14 protein-coding genes and 1 pseudogene are annotated in these 13843 nt (G+C 70.1%); 7 read left to right on the top strand and 8 right to left on the bottom strand.

Annotation, left to right across the window (positions count from 1 at the left end):
* Nucleotides 1–29 precede the first annotated feature (29 nt).
* The 6 genes from ABT313_RS34575 to ABT313_RS34550 are packed head-to-tail and all read left to right on the top strand — an operon-like array spanning nt 30 to nt 4738.
* Nucleotides 30–800, top strand: a complete 771-nt coding sequence (locus ABT313_RS34575) for an alpha/beta hydrolase (protein WP_350862505.1) — start codon at nt 30–32, stop codon at nt 798–800.
* Entirely contained in the window at nt 793–1494 is a 702-nt protein-coding gene (locus ABT313_RS34570; RefSeq protein WP_350862503.1) for a hypothetical protein, read from the top strand. Before ABT313_RS34575 ends, ABT313_RS34570 begins: the two co-directional genes overlap by 8 nt.
* A 52-nt stretch (nt 1495–1546) precedes the next feature.
* Nucleotides 1547–2776 carry an ornithine cyclodeaminase, nickel-pincer nucleotide-dependent gene (locus ABT313_RS34565; protein WP_350862501.1) on the top strand — a complete coding sequence of 410 codons (1230 nt, stop codon included), beginning with the start codon at nt 1547–1549 and terminating at the stop codon, nt 2774–2776.
* A gap of 25 nt (nt 2777–2801) precedes the next feature.
* Entirely contained in the window at nt 2802–3224 is a 423-nt protein-coding gene (locus tag ABT313_RS34560; RefSeq protein ID WP_350862499.1) for a YybH family protein, read from the top strand.
* Nucleotides 3225–3251: 27 nt separating this feature from the next.
* Nucleotides 3252–4001, top strand: a complete 750-nt coding sequence (locus ABT313_RS34555; protein WP_350862497.1) for an enoyl-CoA hydratase-related protein — start codon at nt 3252–3254, stop codon at nt 3999–4001.
* The gene (locus ABT313_RS34550; protein ID WP_350862495.1) at nt 4001–4738 is read left to right on the top strand and encodes a phytanoyl-CoA dioxygenase family protein; all 738 of its coding nucleotides are present in this window, start codon (nt 4001–4003) and stop codon (nt 4736–4738) included. The genes ABT313_RS34555 and ABT313_RS34550 overlap by 1 nt, the downstream gene beginning before the upstream one ends.
* Here the strand turns inward: ABT313_RS34550 and ABT313_RS34545 are convergent.
* The 7 genes from ABT313_RS34545 to ABT313_RS34515 are packed head-to-tail and all read right to left on the bottom strand — an operon-like array spanning nt 4728 to nt 10185.
* Complete coding sequence (locus ABT313_RS34545; RefSeq protein ID WP_350862493.1) at nt 4728–5420, bottom strand: endonuclease/exonuclease/phosphatase family protein; 693 nt, start codon at nt 5418–5420, stop codon at nt 4728–4730. The two genes, ABT313_RS34550 and ABT313_RS34545, sit on opposite strands and share 11 nt — an antisense overlap.
* Nucleotides 5417–6559, bottom strand: coding sequence for an ROK family glucokinase (locus ABT313_RS34540; RefSeq protein ID WP_350862491.1), 1143 nt, complete (start codon nt 6557–6559; stop codon nt 5417–5419). Before ABT313_RS34540 ends, ABT313_RS34545 begins: the two co-directional genes overlap by 4 nt.
* A 58-nt stretch (nt 6560–6617) precedes the next feature.
* Nucleotides 6618–7589, bottom strand: a complete 972-nt coding sequence (locus ABT313_RS34535; protein ID WP_350862488.1) for an ROK family glucokinase — start codon at nt 7587–7589, stop codon at nt 6618–6620.
* Complete coding sequence (locus ABT313_RS34530) at nt 7580–7957, bottom strand: hypothetical protein (RefSeq protein WP_350862486.1); 378 nt, start codon at nt 7955–7957, stop codon at nt 7580–7582. The genes ABT313_RS34535 and ABT313_RS34530 overlap by 10 nt, the downstream gene beginning before the upstream one ends.
* On the bottom strand, nt 7954–9291 hold the full coding sequence (locus tag ABT313_RS34525) for an ArsA family ATPase (RefSeq protein ID WP_350862484.1): 1338 nt from the start codon (nt 9289–9291) through the stop codon (nt 7954–7956). The genes ABT313_RS34530 and ABT313_RS34525 overlap by 4 nt, the downstream gene beginning before the upstream one ends.
* A 4-nt stretch (nt 9292–9295) precedes the next feature.
* The gene (locus ABT313_RS34520; protein WP_350862482.1) at nt 9296–9727 is read right to left on the bottom strand and encodes an SRPBCC family protein; all 432 of its coding nucleotides are present in this window, start codon (nt 9725–9727) and stop codon (nt 9296–9298) included.
* Nucleotides 9694–10185: a hypothetical protein gene (locus ABT313_RS34515; protein ID WP_350862480.1), complete on the bottom strand. Its 492-nt coding sequence runs from the start codon at nt 10183–10185 to the stop codon at nt 9694–9696. The genes ABT313_RS34520 and ABT313_RS34515 overlap by 34 nt, the downstream gene beginning before the upstream one ends.
* 109 nt (nt 10186–10294) lie before the next feature.
* Between ABT313_RS34515 and ABT313_RS34510 the strand changes: the two genes are divergently transcribed.
* The gene (locus ABT313_RS34510; protein WP_350862478.1) at nt 10295–12085 is read left to right on the top strand and encodes an AMP-dependent synthetase/ligase; all 1791 of its coding nucleotides are present in this window, start codon (nt 10295–10297) and stop codon (nt 12083–12085) included.
* A 290-nt stretch (nt 12086–12375) separates the two neighbouring features.
* Here ABT313_RS34510 and ABT313_RS34505 read toward each other — a convergent pair.
* Nucleotides 12376–13843, bottom strand: a pseudogene (locus ABT313_RS34505) (hypothetical protein); the annotation flags it as partial.

Raw genomic sequence — 13843 nt, 5'->3', positions numbered from 1 at the left:
GTGAGGAACGGAACGGCGAGGAGTCGAGCGTGCCAGTGCAAGCCCACGCGGAGGAGTTTCGCAGTCCCGGCAGCGGGGCGAACGCGGCCGTCGGAGTCCTGCTCAGCCACGGGTTCACCGGCTCACCGAAGTCGATGCGGCCGTTCGCGGACCATCTCGCCACGCAAGGGTACGGCGTCGCGGTACCGCGCCTGCCCGGTCACGGGACCAGCTGGCAGGAGATGAACAAGACCGGCTGGCCCGACTGGTACGCCGTACTCGACAACGAGCTGATCCGCCTCCGCAAGGAGCACGACCAGGTCTTTCTCGTCGGGCTGTCGATGGGCGGCTGCCTCGTCCTGCGGCTGGCCGAGCAGCACGGGACCGACGTTTCCGGTCTGGTCCTGATCAACCCGTCGGTGCGTACCGACGACAAGCGGCTGGTGCTGCTGCCGGTGCTGTCCAAGCTGGTCCCGTCGTTCCCGGGCATCTCCAACGACATCAAGAAGCCGGGCACCGACGAGGGCGCGTACGACCGGATGCCGCTGCGCGCGCTGCAGTCGCTGTCACAGCTGTGGAAGGTCACCCGCGAGGATTTGGCCGAAGTCACGCAGCCGGTCCTGCTGTTCCGCAGTACTGTCGATCATGTGGTGGAGCCGAGCTCGGGGCGAACGGTGCTGGCCTCGATCTCGTCCCGCGATGTGACCGAGACCCTGCTCGAGGACAGCTATCACGTGGCAACCCTGGACAACGACGCACCGCGGATCTTCGCGGACTCAACTGCCTTCATCAAGCGGCTGAGCGGTAACTCCGATGCGTGACAACGGACTGACGGCGGCGTCGTACACGTCGCTCGGGGGGATCGACCCGCTGGTCGCCGAGCCGGTGCTGGACGCGCTCGCCGCGGCTGGGATCGCGGCGTACTGCGAGAACCAGAGCGAGGCGCGGACGCCGGAGGAGGCCGAGGAACCGGTCCGCATTCCGGTCGGGTACGACGAGATCTTCGTCGACGCCGCGGCGGTGGACGAGGCCCGCCCGGTGATCGACCGCAGTACCGAGGACGCGGAGTGGGAGTCGCTGGTCCAGCAGTTCAGCCAGCCGTCCGCGCCGGGTCACGACGGCGGCGAGGACCCGGTGCCGCGGTGGCCGGCCAGCGAGGATGTCGACGACAAGTACGAACCGCTGATCGACGTACCGACTGGGCTGACCGTGTCGGAGAAGCCCGACGACGACGAGGACGAGAAGCCGGTTCGCAAGGCCGACGACCCGCACGACCACTTCGTCCCGCCCGAGCCGCCGCGCGGCCCGCGGCTGGACTGGATCACCCGGCTCGCCTGGCTCGGGCTGCTCGGCGGTCCGCTGCTGCTGATCGCTGCCGCGGTCCTGGACTTCGGCACCGGCCGGATCACCACGCTCGCGGTCGCCGGCTTCATCGGCGGGTTCCTGACGCTGGTGCTGCGGATGAAGGACCGGCTTCCGCCTGGTGACGGAGGCGACGACGGAGCGGTCGTCTGAGTTAGCATTCGGATCGTCGGACAATCCGACGACTTCCGAGGGAGGGCACCCCGTGCAGGTCACCGAGACCGTCGAGATCACCGGCCACCTGATGGACTCCGGGCTGCTGTCCCGCGTCCTCGACGACATCCGCGGGTACGGCGGTGAGTACACGCTGGACAAGTTCGACCTCGGTTACGACAAGGACGACCCGTCCACGGTCCGGATGACGGTCGGCGCGGACGACGAGGAGTCGCTGCAGCGGCTGCTGATGCGGATCCAGACCAAGGGCGCGAACCTGGTCAACCCCGGCGAGCCGGAGATCACCGAGGTCACCCAGGACGGCGTCTTCCCGGACGGCTTCTACTCGACCACGAACCTGCCGACCAACGTCCGGCTGCACGGCCACTGGGTCGAGGTGCGGAACCCGGAGATGGACTGCGGGCTGCTGGTCGAGGGCGAGACGGTGCGGACCATCCCGATGTCCGACGTCCGCGCCGGCATGCGGATCATCACCAGCGCGCAGGGCGTCCGCGTGATCCCGCCGATCAGCGAGACCGTCGAGGGCGGCTTCGGCTTCATGGAGTCGGAGGTGTCGAGCGAGAAGCCGCAGCGGGTCCTCGTCCGGCAGGTCGCCGACGGGATGCGCGAGGCGAAGGCGGACGGCCAGAAGGTGCTGTGGGTCGGCGGCCCGGGCATCGTCCACACCGGCGCCGCGCCGGCGATGGTCGCGCTGGTCGAGGCCGGGTACGTCGACGTCCTGTTCGCCGGCAACGCGCTGGCGACCCACGACATCGAGTCGTCGCTGTACGGCACCTCGCTGGGCGTCGACCTCGAGGGCGGCCGCGGCGTCGAGCACGGTCACGAGCACCACATCCGGGCGATCAACACGATCCGCAAGGCCGGGTCGATCGCGGCCGCGGTGGAGCAGGGCGTGCTCACCGCCGGGGTCATGCACGCGCTGGTGAAGAAGGGCAAGAAGTTCGTGCTGGTCGGCTCGGTGCGCGACGACGGGCCACTGCCCGACGTCTACACCGACGTACTCGAGGGGCAGCGGGCGATGCGGGCCGAGCTCGACGGGGTCGGGTACTGCCTGATGGCCGCCACCATGCTGCACTCGGTTGCTACCGGCAACATCTTGCCGGCCTCGATCCCGCTGACCTGCGTCGACATCAACCCGGCCACCGTGACCAAGCTGGCCGACCGCGGCTCCTCGCACGCGCGCGGCATCGTCACGGACGTCGGTCTCTTCATCGAGCACCTGGCCCGCGAGCTGTGCCCGGAGTACGCCGACAGCAAGTGACCCGGGCGGCGTTCAGACTGGTGGGGTGAACGAGGACTTCGAAACGTTCCTGCGCCGGTTCGAGGAGGCCAACACCGCCTTCGTCAACGGGGATCCGTCGTTGTGGATGCCACTGGTGTCCCACAGCGAGCAGACCTCGATCTTCGGCGGTTTCGGCGGCCACGAACTCGGCTGGACCGAGATCGGCCCGCGCTACGAGTGGGCGTCGTCACAGTTCCGCCCGAGCGGCGCCAAGGTCGAGTTCGAGTACCTGACCAAGCACGTCGGCACCGACCTCGCCTACACGGTCGCCATCGAACGCTGCACCGTCGCGTACGCCGACCGCCCCGACCCGCTGGCCCACGTCCTGCGCGCAACCATGATCTTCGCCCTGGAATCCAACTCCTGGAAAATCCGCCACCGCCACGGCGACCCCCTAAGCCCCAAACCCGGCACCTCAGGCCCCTGAGCCATAGCCAGGGTGTTGGATGGCGGTATGACGGAACTTGTGCACCTCGAGGTGGCCGGTGGGGTTGCGGCGATTACGTTGGATTCGCCGCACAACAAGAATGCGCTGTCGCAGCAGTTGACGGGTGAGTTGCTGGAGCGGCTCGAGGCGGCGGGGGCGGACGACGCGGTGCGGGTGATCGTGGTTCGGTCGGCGCTGGATGTGTTCTGCTCGGGGGCCGATCTGTCCGAGGCGACGACGGTCGGGATGGGCGTCGGGGCGCAGCGGATGGTCGACGTACAGCGGGCGATCGTCGCGAACCCGAAGCCGGTGGTCGCGCGGGTGGCCGGCGCGGTGCGGGCCGGTGGGATCGGGATCGTCGCGGCGGCCGATATCAGCATCGCCGGCGAGAGTGCGACGTTCGCGTTGACCGAAGTACGGCTGGGGCTGGCGGCGGCGACGATCTCGCTCACGGTCATCCCGCGGCTGACGGACCGCGCGGCGGCGTACACGTTCCTCACCGGCAACGGTTTCGACGCGCTGGAGGCCGCGCGACTCGGCCTGCTCACGCTGACCGTGCCGGACGCCGACCTGGACGCGGCGGTCGACACCGTGCTCGAGGCGCTGCTGAAGGGCGTCCCACAAGGTCTGCGCGAGACCAAGAAGCTCCTCAACCGCGACCTCCTCGCCGACATCGATGCCCGCGGCAAGGACCTCGCCGAACTCTCGGCATCACTCTTCGGCTCCCCCGTGGCCCAGGACGCCATGCGCGCCTTCCTCAACCGCAAGAAGAGCTGATGCTCACCGACGCCCACCTGACCCACTTCCGTGAGCAGGGGTACGTCGTTGTTCCCGGCGCGCTGTCCGGCGCGCAGCTCGCGACCGGGCGCCGGATCGTGGCGACGATGCTCGAGCAGGAGCGGCCGGAGGGCGTCGGGGCGCACTTTCTCTGGCCGCGGTTCGAGGGCGGGCATCCGTTGCTCGACTTCTACCGCTCGATCGGGCTGGCGGAGCTGGCCGGTCAGCTGCTGCGGCCCGACCTCGCCGTACAGGATCCGGACTTCGCGCAGGTCGCGACCACGATCCCGCCGTGGCCGCACCGACCGGGCGGACCGCATGTCGACGGGATCACACCTGGTCTCCCCGACGGAACCCCGGGGACGTTCAGCATGCTCGCGGGGATCTGGCTGACCGACCACGACGAGCCCGACCGCGGGAACTTGTACCTCTGGCCAGGCACCCATCTGAAGTTCGGCGCCTACCTGGCCGAACGCGGCGCCGACGCCCTCGCCCGCGTCGACGAGATGAACCCCGGGCCGTACCCGGACGTCCCGCTCGGCGACCCCGTCCAGGCAATCGGGCCTGCCGGCAGCGTTCTGTTTGCCCATTACCTGCTGGCCCACAACATCGGCGGCCACTTCGGCACCGCCGACGACGTACGCCGGGAGACCCTCTACTACCGCCTCCAGGCCGACGGCCATCGAGAGCGCTGGCGAGACGTGGTCATCGATCCGCTGCTGGAGTTCAGGGACTGAGTTCGATCAGCAGCGGGAGGTGGTCGGTGGCCGCCGCGAGGTCTTCGCGGGTGGCTGGGATGTGGCGGAGGCGGGCCTTGAGTTGAGGTGAGAACTCGGCGGCGTCGATGCGTTTGTGGGGCGTTGTCGAGTTGAAGGTGTTGCCGGCGTCGAGGTCGAGCAGGCCCTCCTCGGCCAGGCGTTTCCAGACCGGGCCGTCGGGTTCTTCGTTGACGTCGCCGGTGAGCAGGTACGGCGTGCCGAAGGAGCGGCACAGCTCGAGCACCTGCGCGATTTCGTGGACCCGGCCGCGGGGGTGCAGGCCCAGGTGGCAGACCACGACCGCGATCCGGGTCGAGCCGAGGACCACAATTCCGCCGACCGAGCCACCGGGGAGCTGGGTGGCGATGAAGTTCAGCCGGCGACGGACGAACGGGCGCCGGATCCGGCGCCCCCGGACACCGGTCAGGTCGATGCCGTCGGCAACAAGGATCGCGTTGCGCGCCGACGCCGCGACGTACCGCATGCCGAAGGTCGCGGCCATCGCGCGCCGCTTGCGCCTGGTCCCCCACCAGGTCGGCGCCTCCTGGACCAGCATCACGTCCGGCCGACAGGCTCGAACCACCCGGGCGAGCGCCGTACGGTCATCGCCCCAGCGGTGCACGTTGTACGACAGCACCCGCAGCCGGGGCGTGTCCGTCATCCCTCGTTGTCGCCGTTCACGTCGGCCGGGTGCAGCTCGGTCTCGGTGGCCGCGGCGCGCATTCCGGTACGGCGGCCGGCCGACTTCCGCGCGGCCCGCTCCAAGCGCGTCGACCGTCCACGTGCGGCCGCCGTCTTCGCCGTGACCGCTGTCGTCTTGACCCGGACCCGGCGCAACCACGTCGCCTCTTCCCGAGCCAGGTCAGCCGCACCGACCAGACCGGCCTCCGGACCGAGGACCGCGCGGACGATCCGCGCCTCGGGACGGAACCCGCGACCGGTCAGGGTGCGCTTGAACGCCTCGCGCGCCGGCGCCAGCAGCAGCTCGCCCGCGTCGGACACGCCGCCGCCGATGACGAACGTGCCGGGGTCGAGCGCAGCGGCCAGGTTGGCGAGGCCGATGCCGAGCCAGCGGCCGACGTCCTCGAGCAGCTCGACCGCGACCGGGTCGCCGTCCTTGGCCAGCTCGGTCACCATCGGGCCGTTGATCTTGCGCGGGTCGCCGCCGGCCGCACGCAGCAGGTTGTGCGCGACCGGCGAGCCGGACAGCGCCAGCTCGCGCGCCTCGCGGGTCAGCGCGTTGCCGGAGGCGTACTGCTCCCAGCAGCCGCGGTTGCCGCACTCGCAGCGGTGACCGCCCGGGACGACCTGCATGTGGCCGAACTCGCCGGCGATGCCGAACTTCCCGCGCTGCAGCGAGCCGTCGTTGAGGATCGCGCCGCCGATGCCGGTGCCGAGCGTGACGCAGACCAGGTGGCTCTCGCCCTGCCCGCCGCCGAAGCGCCACTCCGACCAGGCGGCCGCGTTGGCGTCGTTCTCGACCACGACCGGCAGGCCGAGCCGGCGCTCGACCGCGTCCCGCAGCGGCTCGTGCCGCCAGGCCAGGTGCGGCGCGAACAGCACCGAGGACCGGGTGACGTCGACGAACCCGGCCGCGCCGATCCCGACCGCGATCACGTCGTGCCGCGACTCGAGGTCGTGGACGATCTCGGCGATCGCGTCCTCGGTCTCCTTCGGGTCCGTCGTCGGCGTGTCCCGCCGTACCCGGTCCAGGATGTTGGCCTCCGGGTCGACCACGCCGGCGGCGACCTTGGTCCCGCCGATATCGATCCCGATCGTCAAAGCCTGCGTCAGAGCCAAGATTCGACCTTCCTCGCGGTACCCCCGACCCCCGCCGGACCGCTTCCAGTATCCCAGATCACCGTGCGGGGACCTGGGCCGGAGCCGGTCGGCGGGCCAGGTCGGCGGCGCCGATGAGGCCGGCGTCGTTGCCCAGCAGGGCGAGGGTGAAGGTGGGGTGGGGCCGGTTGGACTTGGCCGGGAGGACCTTCTCGAAGGCGATCTCGGCGGACTTCATCAGCAGGTCCTTCGCCGCGCTCACGCCGCCGCCGATCACGATCAGCGTCGGGTCGAACATCGTCGCGAGGCTCGCCAGCCCTTCGCCCAGCCAGCGGCCGAGGTCCTCGAGCAGCTCCACCGCGCACGGGTCACCGGCCATCGCCGCCTCGGTGATCATCGGCCCGGTCAGCTCCGCCGGGTCGGTGATCCCGCACACGCTCAGCATCTGCGCCGCCGCGATCGACCCCGACTCCGCCTGCGCCCGCCCTTCACGCACCAGCGCCCGCCCGGACGCGTACTGCTCCAGGCATCCGCGCGACCCGCACCCGCACCGATGACCACCGGGTACGACGCGCATGTGGCCGAGCTCGGCCGCGACGCCGTACGCCCCGCGGAGCATCTCGCCCCCGATCACGACACCGCCGCCGATACCGGTGCCGACCGTGAGGCAGAGCATGTGCTCGACGTCCTTCGCGGCGCCGAACGCGAACTCGCCCCAGGCGGCGGCGTTCGCATCGTTCTCCACGACCACCGGGATCTTCAGCTTCTCCGTGACCCGCTCACCGAGCGGCTCGTCCCGCCAGGCCAGGTTCGGCGCGAACAGCACGGTCGACCGGTCCGAGGAGACGAACCCGGCGGCGCCGATCCCGACCGCCTCGATCTCGTGTTCGGCGATCAGCTCGGCCGCCGCGTCGCAGATCGCCGCCGCGGTCCCGTCGACGGAGTCCGCCGGGGTGTCGCGGTGCGAGCGGGCCACGATCGTGCCGTGCTCGTCGACCACGCCGGCCGCGATCTTCGTACCGCCGACATCGATGCCGATCGTCAGTCCCATGGTTCGGGGTCCTCACTCACGTCGATCCGGTCCACCTTGGGCGGGGCCGGTTCCTCCTCGGGCTGCGCGGAGCTGGTCGGCCGCGACGCTGCGTCCTCCCGCGCCTGCCGGGCCGCGTCCGCGGCGGCCTCCAGCAGAGATCTCAACGAGCCCAGCACGTGCGCGGCCGCCGTCGACAGCTGCTCGATCGTCTCCGGGCTGGTGTTCCGTACCCTGTGGATCAGCTGGCACACCGGACACCACATGCAGTCCGGGCCTAGTTTGTGCTCGGGCTCACCCTCGTCCGGGGCGTCCTTGGTCGCGTGCTGCAGCACCGCGAACAGCTTGGCAGCCTCCTCGGCGACCGAGCCGACCGGCTCCTTGCTCACAGACCCTCCCCGATCGCGGCCGTACGGCGGGCCAGCTGCTCGTGGTACTCCGCCGTCAGCCCCTGGGCCAGCTCCTGCGCAGACTCCAACGGACCCGATCCGCTCGGGACCTCCGCCGGGGCGACCGGCCGCGCGGTCTCCCGCGGCGCGAACCGCACCTGCAGCCGCCCGTCGTCCAGCCGCGCACCCGCGACCACGCCACGCGCCAGCGCCGCCGGCAACGGCAGGACCCGCCGGTACGACCCGACCGTGATGATCAGCTCGTCACCGTGCCGGGCCAGCTCCAGCTCGCTGGCCGATGCCAAGGGCAACGGCATCGTCAGCGTGTACGTCCGTCCGTCGGTGTCGATGTGCCGGTCCACCCACAACGACGTCTCGTCGGTGGCACGAGCGAACGGGTCGTCCCCGCCGTACATCTCGACGGCGAACGCGGCCAGTTCCTCGACGCCCACCGGCTCGCAGACCCGGTACGGCGATTCCCAGATCGGCAGCGGCCGGAACGAGTCGGCGACCTCCTCGAGGATCCCGCGCTGCGCGGCCACCCACTGCCGCCGCCAGGTGTCCGCACCGGCAGCCGGGAAGACCCGGTTGGCGACGACGCCGTCCACGCGGTACCCGTACAGCGAGAGTCTCGTCAGCGACCGCCGCGCCTCGGCGACCACGACCGCCTCCGGCGTCAGCACCAGCCGCACCGAGGCGTCCGGGCCGGCCAGCAGCGTGCGGATGTCCGAGAGATCGCTCTGCAGCCGCCGCAGTGCGTCGAAGACGTTGTCGTCCGGGACGGGCAGGCTCGAGCCGCGGCTGAGGCTGCCTCCCCGGGAGATGAAGGGCCGGAACGTCCGCATCATCTTGCGTTCGGCGTTGAAGATCCGGTCGAGGTACCAGTTCAGCGCCTCCGGCAGCCCCAGCAGCCGGAGCGTCTCCGCGGTCGGCGCGCAGTCGACGACGATCACGTCCCAGCGCCCGGACCGGACGTGGTCGCGCACTTCGAGCAGCGCGAGCACCTCTGCGGCGCCGGGCAGCACGGTCAGCTCCTCGGCCTCGATCGGGTCGACGCCGACCATGTGCAGCACCGACCGCAGGTAGTTCTGGATGTCGCCCCAGGACCGCTCGAACTTGCGTTGCGCATCGATCTGCTGGACGAACAGCAGATCGTCGATCTCCGTCGGCTCCGGGCCGACCTCGGAGTCGAACGCGTCCGACAGCGAGTGCGCGGCGTCCGTCGACAGCACCAGCGTCCGCAGCCCGCGCAGTGCGGCGAGCGTGGCGGTACCCGCGGCAGAGGTCGTCTTGCCGACCCCGCCTTTACCCGTATACAGCAGAACCCGAGTCACTGGATCAGGACTCGACGCGCTTCTTGAGGCCCTTCAGGGCGGTGTCGATGATGACCTTCTCGGCCTTGCGCTTGAGCATGCCGATCATCGGGATCGCCACGTCGACGGCCAACCGGTACGTCACCTCTGTCCCCTCCGCACCCAGGTCCTTCAACACATAGGCGCCGTCCATACCCTTGACCATCTTCGCCTCGACCAGCGTCCAGGTCACCTCGTTGCGGGACCAGACGTAGGCCAGCGTGTACTCGTCCGAGATCGCGCCGGCGTCGACCTTGAAACGCACCTTGTTCGGCCGGCCGGCCTCGTCGGTGGACAGCACCTCGGTCTCCCGCATCGAGTCGGCCCACTCCGGGTACGCCGCGAAGTCCGCGATCACCGCCATGATTTCTTTGGGGCTCGCGTTCACCTTGATGGTCGAGGTGGTCTGTTCCGCCATCGATTCACCTCTTCGCCGGTCGGGTCTGATGCGGTCTGGTGCAATGAACCAGTGTCCTCAACGGAGACTATCGCGGGATCGGACGAGGTACGTCGTTCGCCCGCCGCGCGGCCCGCTTCGGCTTCGTCCTTGAACCGCCACAGGTGCTCCCGGTACGTCGCGACGTACCGCTCCTTGAGCCGTTCGAGGGCGCGGCCGCGGACCGGCCGGGCCGGGTCGACGCGCAGGTACCAGTGCACGACGACACCGTCGCGGACCGGCTCCAGCCACCACTCCGCCGTACCGACCGCTGCTCCGGTCACGGACCACCGGACCCCCTCCGCGCCGCGCCGTTCGGACGGCGTCAGCGTGAGGTCCGGCCACCATTCGCGCCAGAGGGTGTCCGATCCGAGTCGCTCGGCGACGTAGGCTGGATCAGCAACGACCAGGTCGTCGCAACTGATGTCGAGCGTGGGCATGGCTCCGAACCTAGTTCCTTGGGTCACATAAAGGTGGCTACTTGTGGGTAGGTGACTGTAGCGTGCGCCGGAAGTCGACAATTCGTGACCGACTGAGGAGACGACGCGGATGCGTGAGTACACCGTTCCTGCTGTGACCGAGCCCGCCAGCGGGAGCCTGAGCGACCCGGTGTGGGCGAACGCGTCCTCCCATCCTGACACCGCGGTGTTCAGCCGCCGGGTGGCGGGCGGCGGCTGGCAGGACGTCACCGCGGCCGAGTTCGCCCAGCAGGTCACCGGCGTCGCGAAGGGCCTGATGGCGGCCGGCGTGAAGCCCGGCGAGCGGGTCGCGCTGCTCAGCCCGACGCGGTACGAGTGGACCCTGATCGACTACGCGATCTGGAGCATCGGCTCGGTCACGGTTCCGATCTACGAAACCTCCTCCGCCTCGCAGATCCAGTGGATCCTCACCGACTCCGAGGCGGTCGTCGCCGTCGTCGAGAACGCGACCCACGGTGCAGTCGTCGAGTCCGCGCGGGCCGAGGCCCCTGCGCTGCAGGAGGTCTGGCAGATCGAGGCCGGCGCCGTCGACCAGCTCACCGCGCTCGGCCAGGACATCTCCGACGCCGAGTTCGACAAGCGCCGCTCCTCGGTCACGGCCGACGACCTGGCCACGCTGATCTACACCTCCGGTACGACGGGACGCCCGAAGGGCTGCAAGATCAGCCACGCGAACTTCCTCGACGAGCTCGGCCCGGCAGTGAAGATCCTCGACAACCTCTTCGACACCACCGGCGCGAGCACGCTGCTGTTCCTGCCGCTCGCGCACGTGTTCGCCCGGATCATCCAGGTCGGCTGTGTGATGAAGCGGGTCAAGGTCGGTCACAGCGCCGACGTGAAGAACCTGGTCGAGGACCTCGGCGCGTTCAGGCCGACGTTCATCCTGAGCGTGCCGCGGGTGTTCGAGAAGGTGTTCAACTCGGCGTCGCAGAAGGCGCACGCGGACGGCAAGGGCAAGATCTTCGACGCCGCCGCGGACACCGCGATCGCGTACTCGCAGGCCTTGGACAAGGGCGGTTCGTCGTTCGGGCTGAAGGCGAGGCACATGCTGTTCGACCGGCTGGTCTACGGCAAGCTGCGGGCGGTCCTCGGCGGACAGGTGCAGTACGCCGTCTCCGGCGGCGCTCCCCTCGGCGACCGCCTCGGTCACTTCTTCCGCGGGATCGGCGTACCGGTGCTCGAGGGGTACGGGCTGACCGAGACCACGGCTGCCGTCGCGGTGAACCTGCCCGACGACATCCGGATCGGGACCGTCGGCCGGCCGTTGCCTGGTGTCACGGTCGCTGTCGCGGACGATGGTGAGCTGCTGTTCAAGGGCGGCCAGGTGATGCAGGGGTACTGGAAGAACGACGAGGCGACCGCGGCGGCGATCGACGCCGACGGCTGGTTCCACACCGGCGACCTCGGCGAGTTCGACGTCGACGGGTTCATCAAGATCACCGGGCGGAAGAAGGAGATCCTGGTGACTGCGGGCGGCAAGAACGTCGCGCCGACGCTGCTCGAGGACCAGATCCGGCTGCACCCGCTGGTCAGCCAGTGCATGGTCGTCGGCGACGGCAAACCGTTCATCGCCGCGCTCATCACGATCGACCCGGAGACGATCGTGCCCTGGGCAACCGAACGCGGAAAGCCGACCGACCCGGCGGCCCTGACCCAGGACGCGGACCTGATCGCCGAGTTCCAGAAGGCGATCGACGAGGCCAACACCTCGGTCTCCCACGCCGAGGCAATCAAGAAGTTCTCGATCCTGCCGATGGACTGGACCCAGGAATCCGGCGAACTCTCCCTCAAACTCTCCCTCCGCCGCCACATCGTCATGGAAAAGTACGGCTCCGACGTCGAGGCCCTGTACACCAAGTAGGCCAAAGCGAAGGAGATCTAGAGCAGCGGCCGGCTCGACCGGCCAGCTGAGCGTCCCCGGTCGAGCTCAACCGCGACGATCTCACTGGTTCGCTCGGCCGAGCCTTCCCACCAGCCCGGGATCAGCCATCCGATATGCCGTTGGGCAGCCGATGCGTCCTGGCCGGCCCAACCTCAAACCTGAACCCGAACGGCGACTCGCTCAACTCGCCAGCCAAAGGGCCCGCGGGACAGGCTCGATCGCGACCAGCTCACCGGGGCACTCGGCCGAGCCTTCCCACCAGCCCGGGATCAGCTGTCGGGTATGCGGTTGGGCAGGCGGTGCGTCCCGGTCGGACCGACCTCGAACCTGAACCCGTGCGGCGTCGTCCACTCCAAGGTCTTGTGGTCGACGCGCCGGACATCCCACCCGCGGGCATGGGTCTTCACCCGGTGTGCGAACCGGCTGAGCGGCGCCAGGTTGCGGGTGCTGGTCTGCCCGGCTGGGCCGTACGGGTCGTAGGGCTCGATGTGATCCAGATCGATGCCACGGTGGCTTTCCCTGGTCCCGTACGGGAACAGTTCGACCGGGTAGGTCAGCCGCACCCGTTCCCGGATTCGCGCCGGGATCTCGTAGGCGTCGACACTGACGGCGTCGTTGAGGTCGATCACCGGCTTGACCGTGTACGGGCCGTGGCCGACGAGTTCGGTGAGCTGCTCGGCCAGCAACGGCCCGATCCCCTCGGCGCGCAGCACCCCGGTCCCGGTGGCCAGGGTGAGGTCGGTGAGGTGCACGAAGACCTCGGTCTGCCCAGGACGCACCTGCCCAGCCCGGCTCGCACTGCCCGCGGCGCTGGCCGAGTCCGCACTGGTCGCGGGGTTCGCGTAGGCGTCGCGTTTGATCTGCGCGAGGCGCGCGTCCAGCGCCCGCTGAGCGGCGGCATCCATCGGCACGCCCTCGTCGGGCTCACTGCGCGGACCGGGGATGTATCCCGGTAGCCGACTGTCGAACGGGTCACTGGGCGGATCGGGATCATACGGTCCGGCGCCGTCTTCCAACGGAGGCTCCCGCAACTCGACCAGGTCGGCCGTCGCCCCGGCGATGGGATCGGCCAGGTGGGCATCACCAGCATCCAGGCCGTCGTACGACGCGCTTGCCGGGCCCGCCGTCGTGCCACCGCGAGCCCGGCCAGACGACGTACACGGTGCGCCGCTGGAGCGGTCATGCGGACCGACGTACGGCGAGCGCGTCGGACCCGCCGTCGTGCCGGCGCGGGCCGGCGACGTACGCGGTGCGTCGCTCGTGCGGTCACAGGGACCGTCGTACGGCGGGCTTTCCGAGCCAGCCACACTGCCGCCGCGGGCCGGGTCCGCCGGCGTGGACGGCGTGGACGGCGTGCGCGGTGCGTCGCTCGTACGGTCGCGCGGACCGAACGCGCCGTCCGCGGTCGCCGATCGCGTGCCGACGCCTGACATCAAGCCCGCACCTGCGGACCGCGTACCGACGCCTGTCTGCGGGTCCGCTGTGGGGCGCAGGCCAGGGGCGGTCTCGGGGTTCGCCTCCGCCGAACACCGGACAGGGTCTGCGGCCGGAGTTGGGGTGTCTGCGGGCGCGGGCGCAGGGTCTGCGGAGGGTTCTGCGGCGGTGCTTGGGGAGGTGGTCGGGGGTGCGGTGGGGTGGTTGCGGGCTTGGGTGAGGAGTTCTTGGGTGTAGCGGGGGTCGCTGATGATGCCGAGGGCGTCGGCGCGGCGGTGTTGGAGGTGGCGGGTGTCGCCGAAG

This window comes from Kribbella sp. NPDC000426 (assembly GCF_040300265.1).
Classification (GTDB): domain Bacteria; phylum Actinomycetota; class Actinomycetes; order Propionibacteriales; family Kribbellaceae; genus Kribbella.
Note: the sequence above shows the minus strand (reverse complement) of the source record. Positions and strands in the feature narration are given on the sequence as shown.

What these genes read in the sequence shown, in the direction of transcription:
- ABT313_RS34570 (WP_350862503.1), top strand. Translation starts at nt 793, where the DNA reads ATGCGTGACAACGGACTGACGGCGGCGTCGTACACGTCGCTCGGGGGG.
- ABT313_RS34555 (WP_350862497.1), top strand. Translation starts at nt 3,252, where the DNA reads ATGACGGAACTTGTGCACCTCGAGGTGGCCGGTGGGGTTGCGGCGATT.
- ABT313_RS34550 (WP_350862495.1), top strand. Translation starts at nt 4,001, where the DNA reads ATGCTCACCGACGCCCACCTGACCCACTTCCGTGAGCAGGGGTACGTC.
- ABT313_RS34545 (WP_350862493.1), bottom strand. Translation starts at nt 5,420, where the DNA reads ATGACGGACACGCCCCGGCTGCGGGTGCTGTCGTACAACGTGCACCGC.
- ABT313_RS34535 (WP_350862488.1), bottom strand. Translation starts at nt 7,589, where the DNA reads ATGGGACTGACGATCGGCATCGATGTCGGCGGTACGAAGATCGCGGCC.
- ABT313_RS34520 (WP_350862482.1), bottom strand. Translation starts at nt 9,727, where the DNA reads ATGGCGGAACAGACCACCTCGACCATCAAGGTGAACGCGAGCCCCAAA.
- ABT313_RS34515 (WP_350862480.1), bottom strand. Translation starts at nt 10,185, where the DNA reads ATGCCCACGCTCGACATCAGTTGCGACGACCTGGTCGTTGCTGATCCA.
- ABT313_RS34510 (WP_350862478.1), top strand. Translation starts at nt 10,295, where the DNA reads ATGCGTGAGTACACCGTTCCTGCTGTGACCGAGCCCGCCAGCGGGAGC.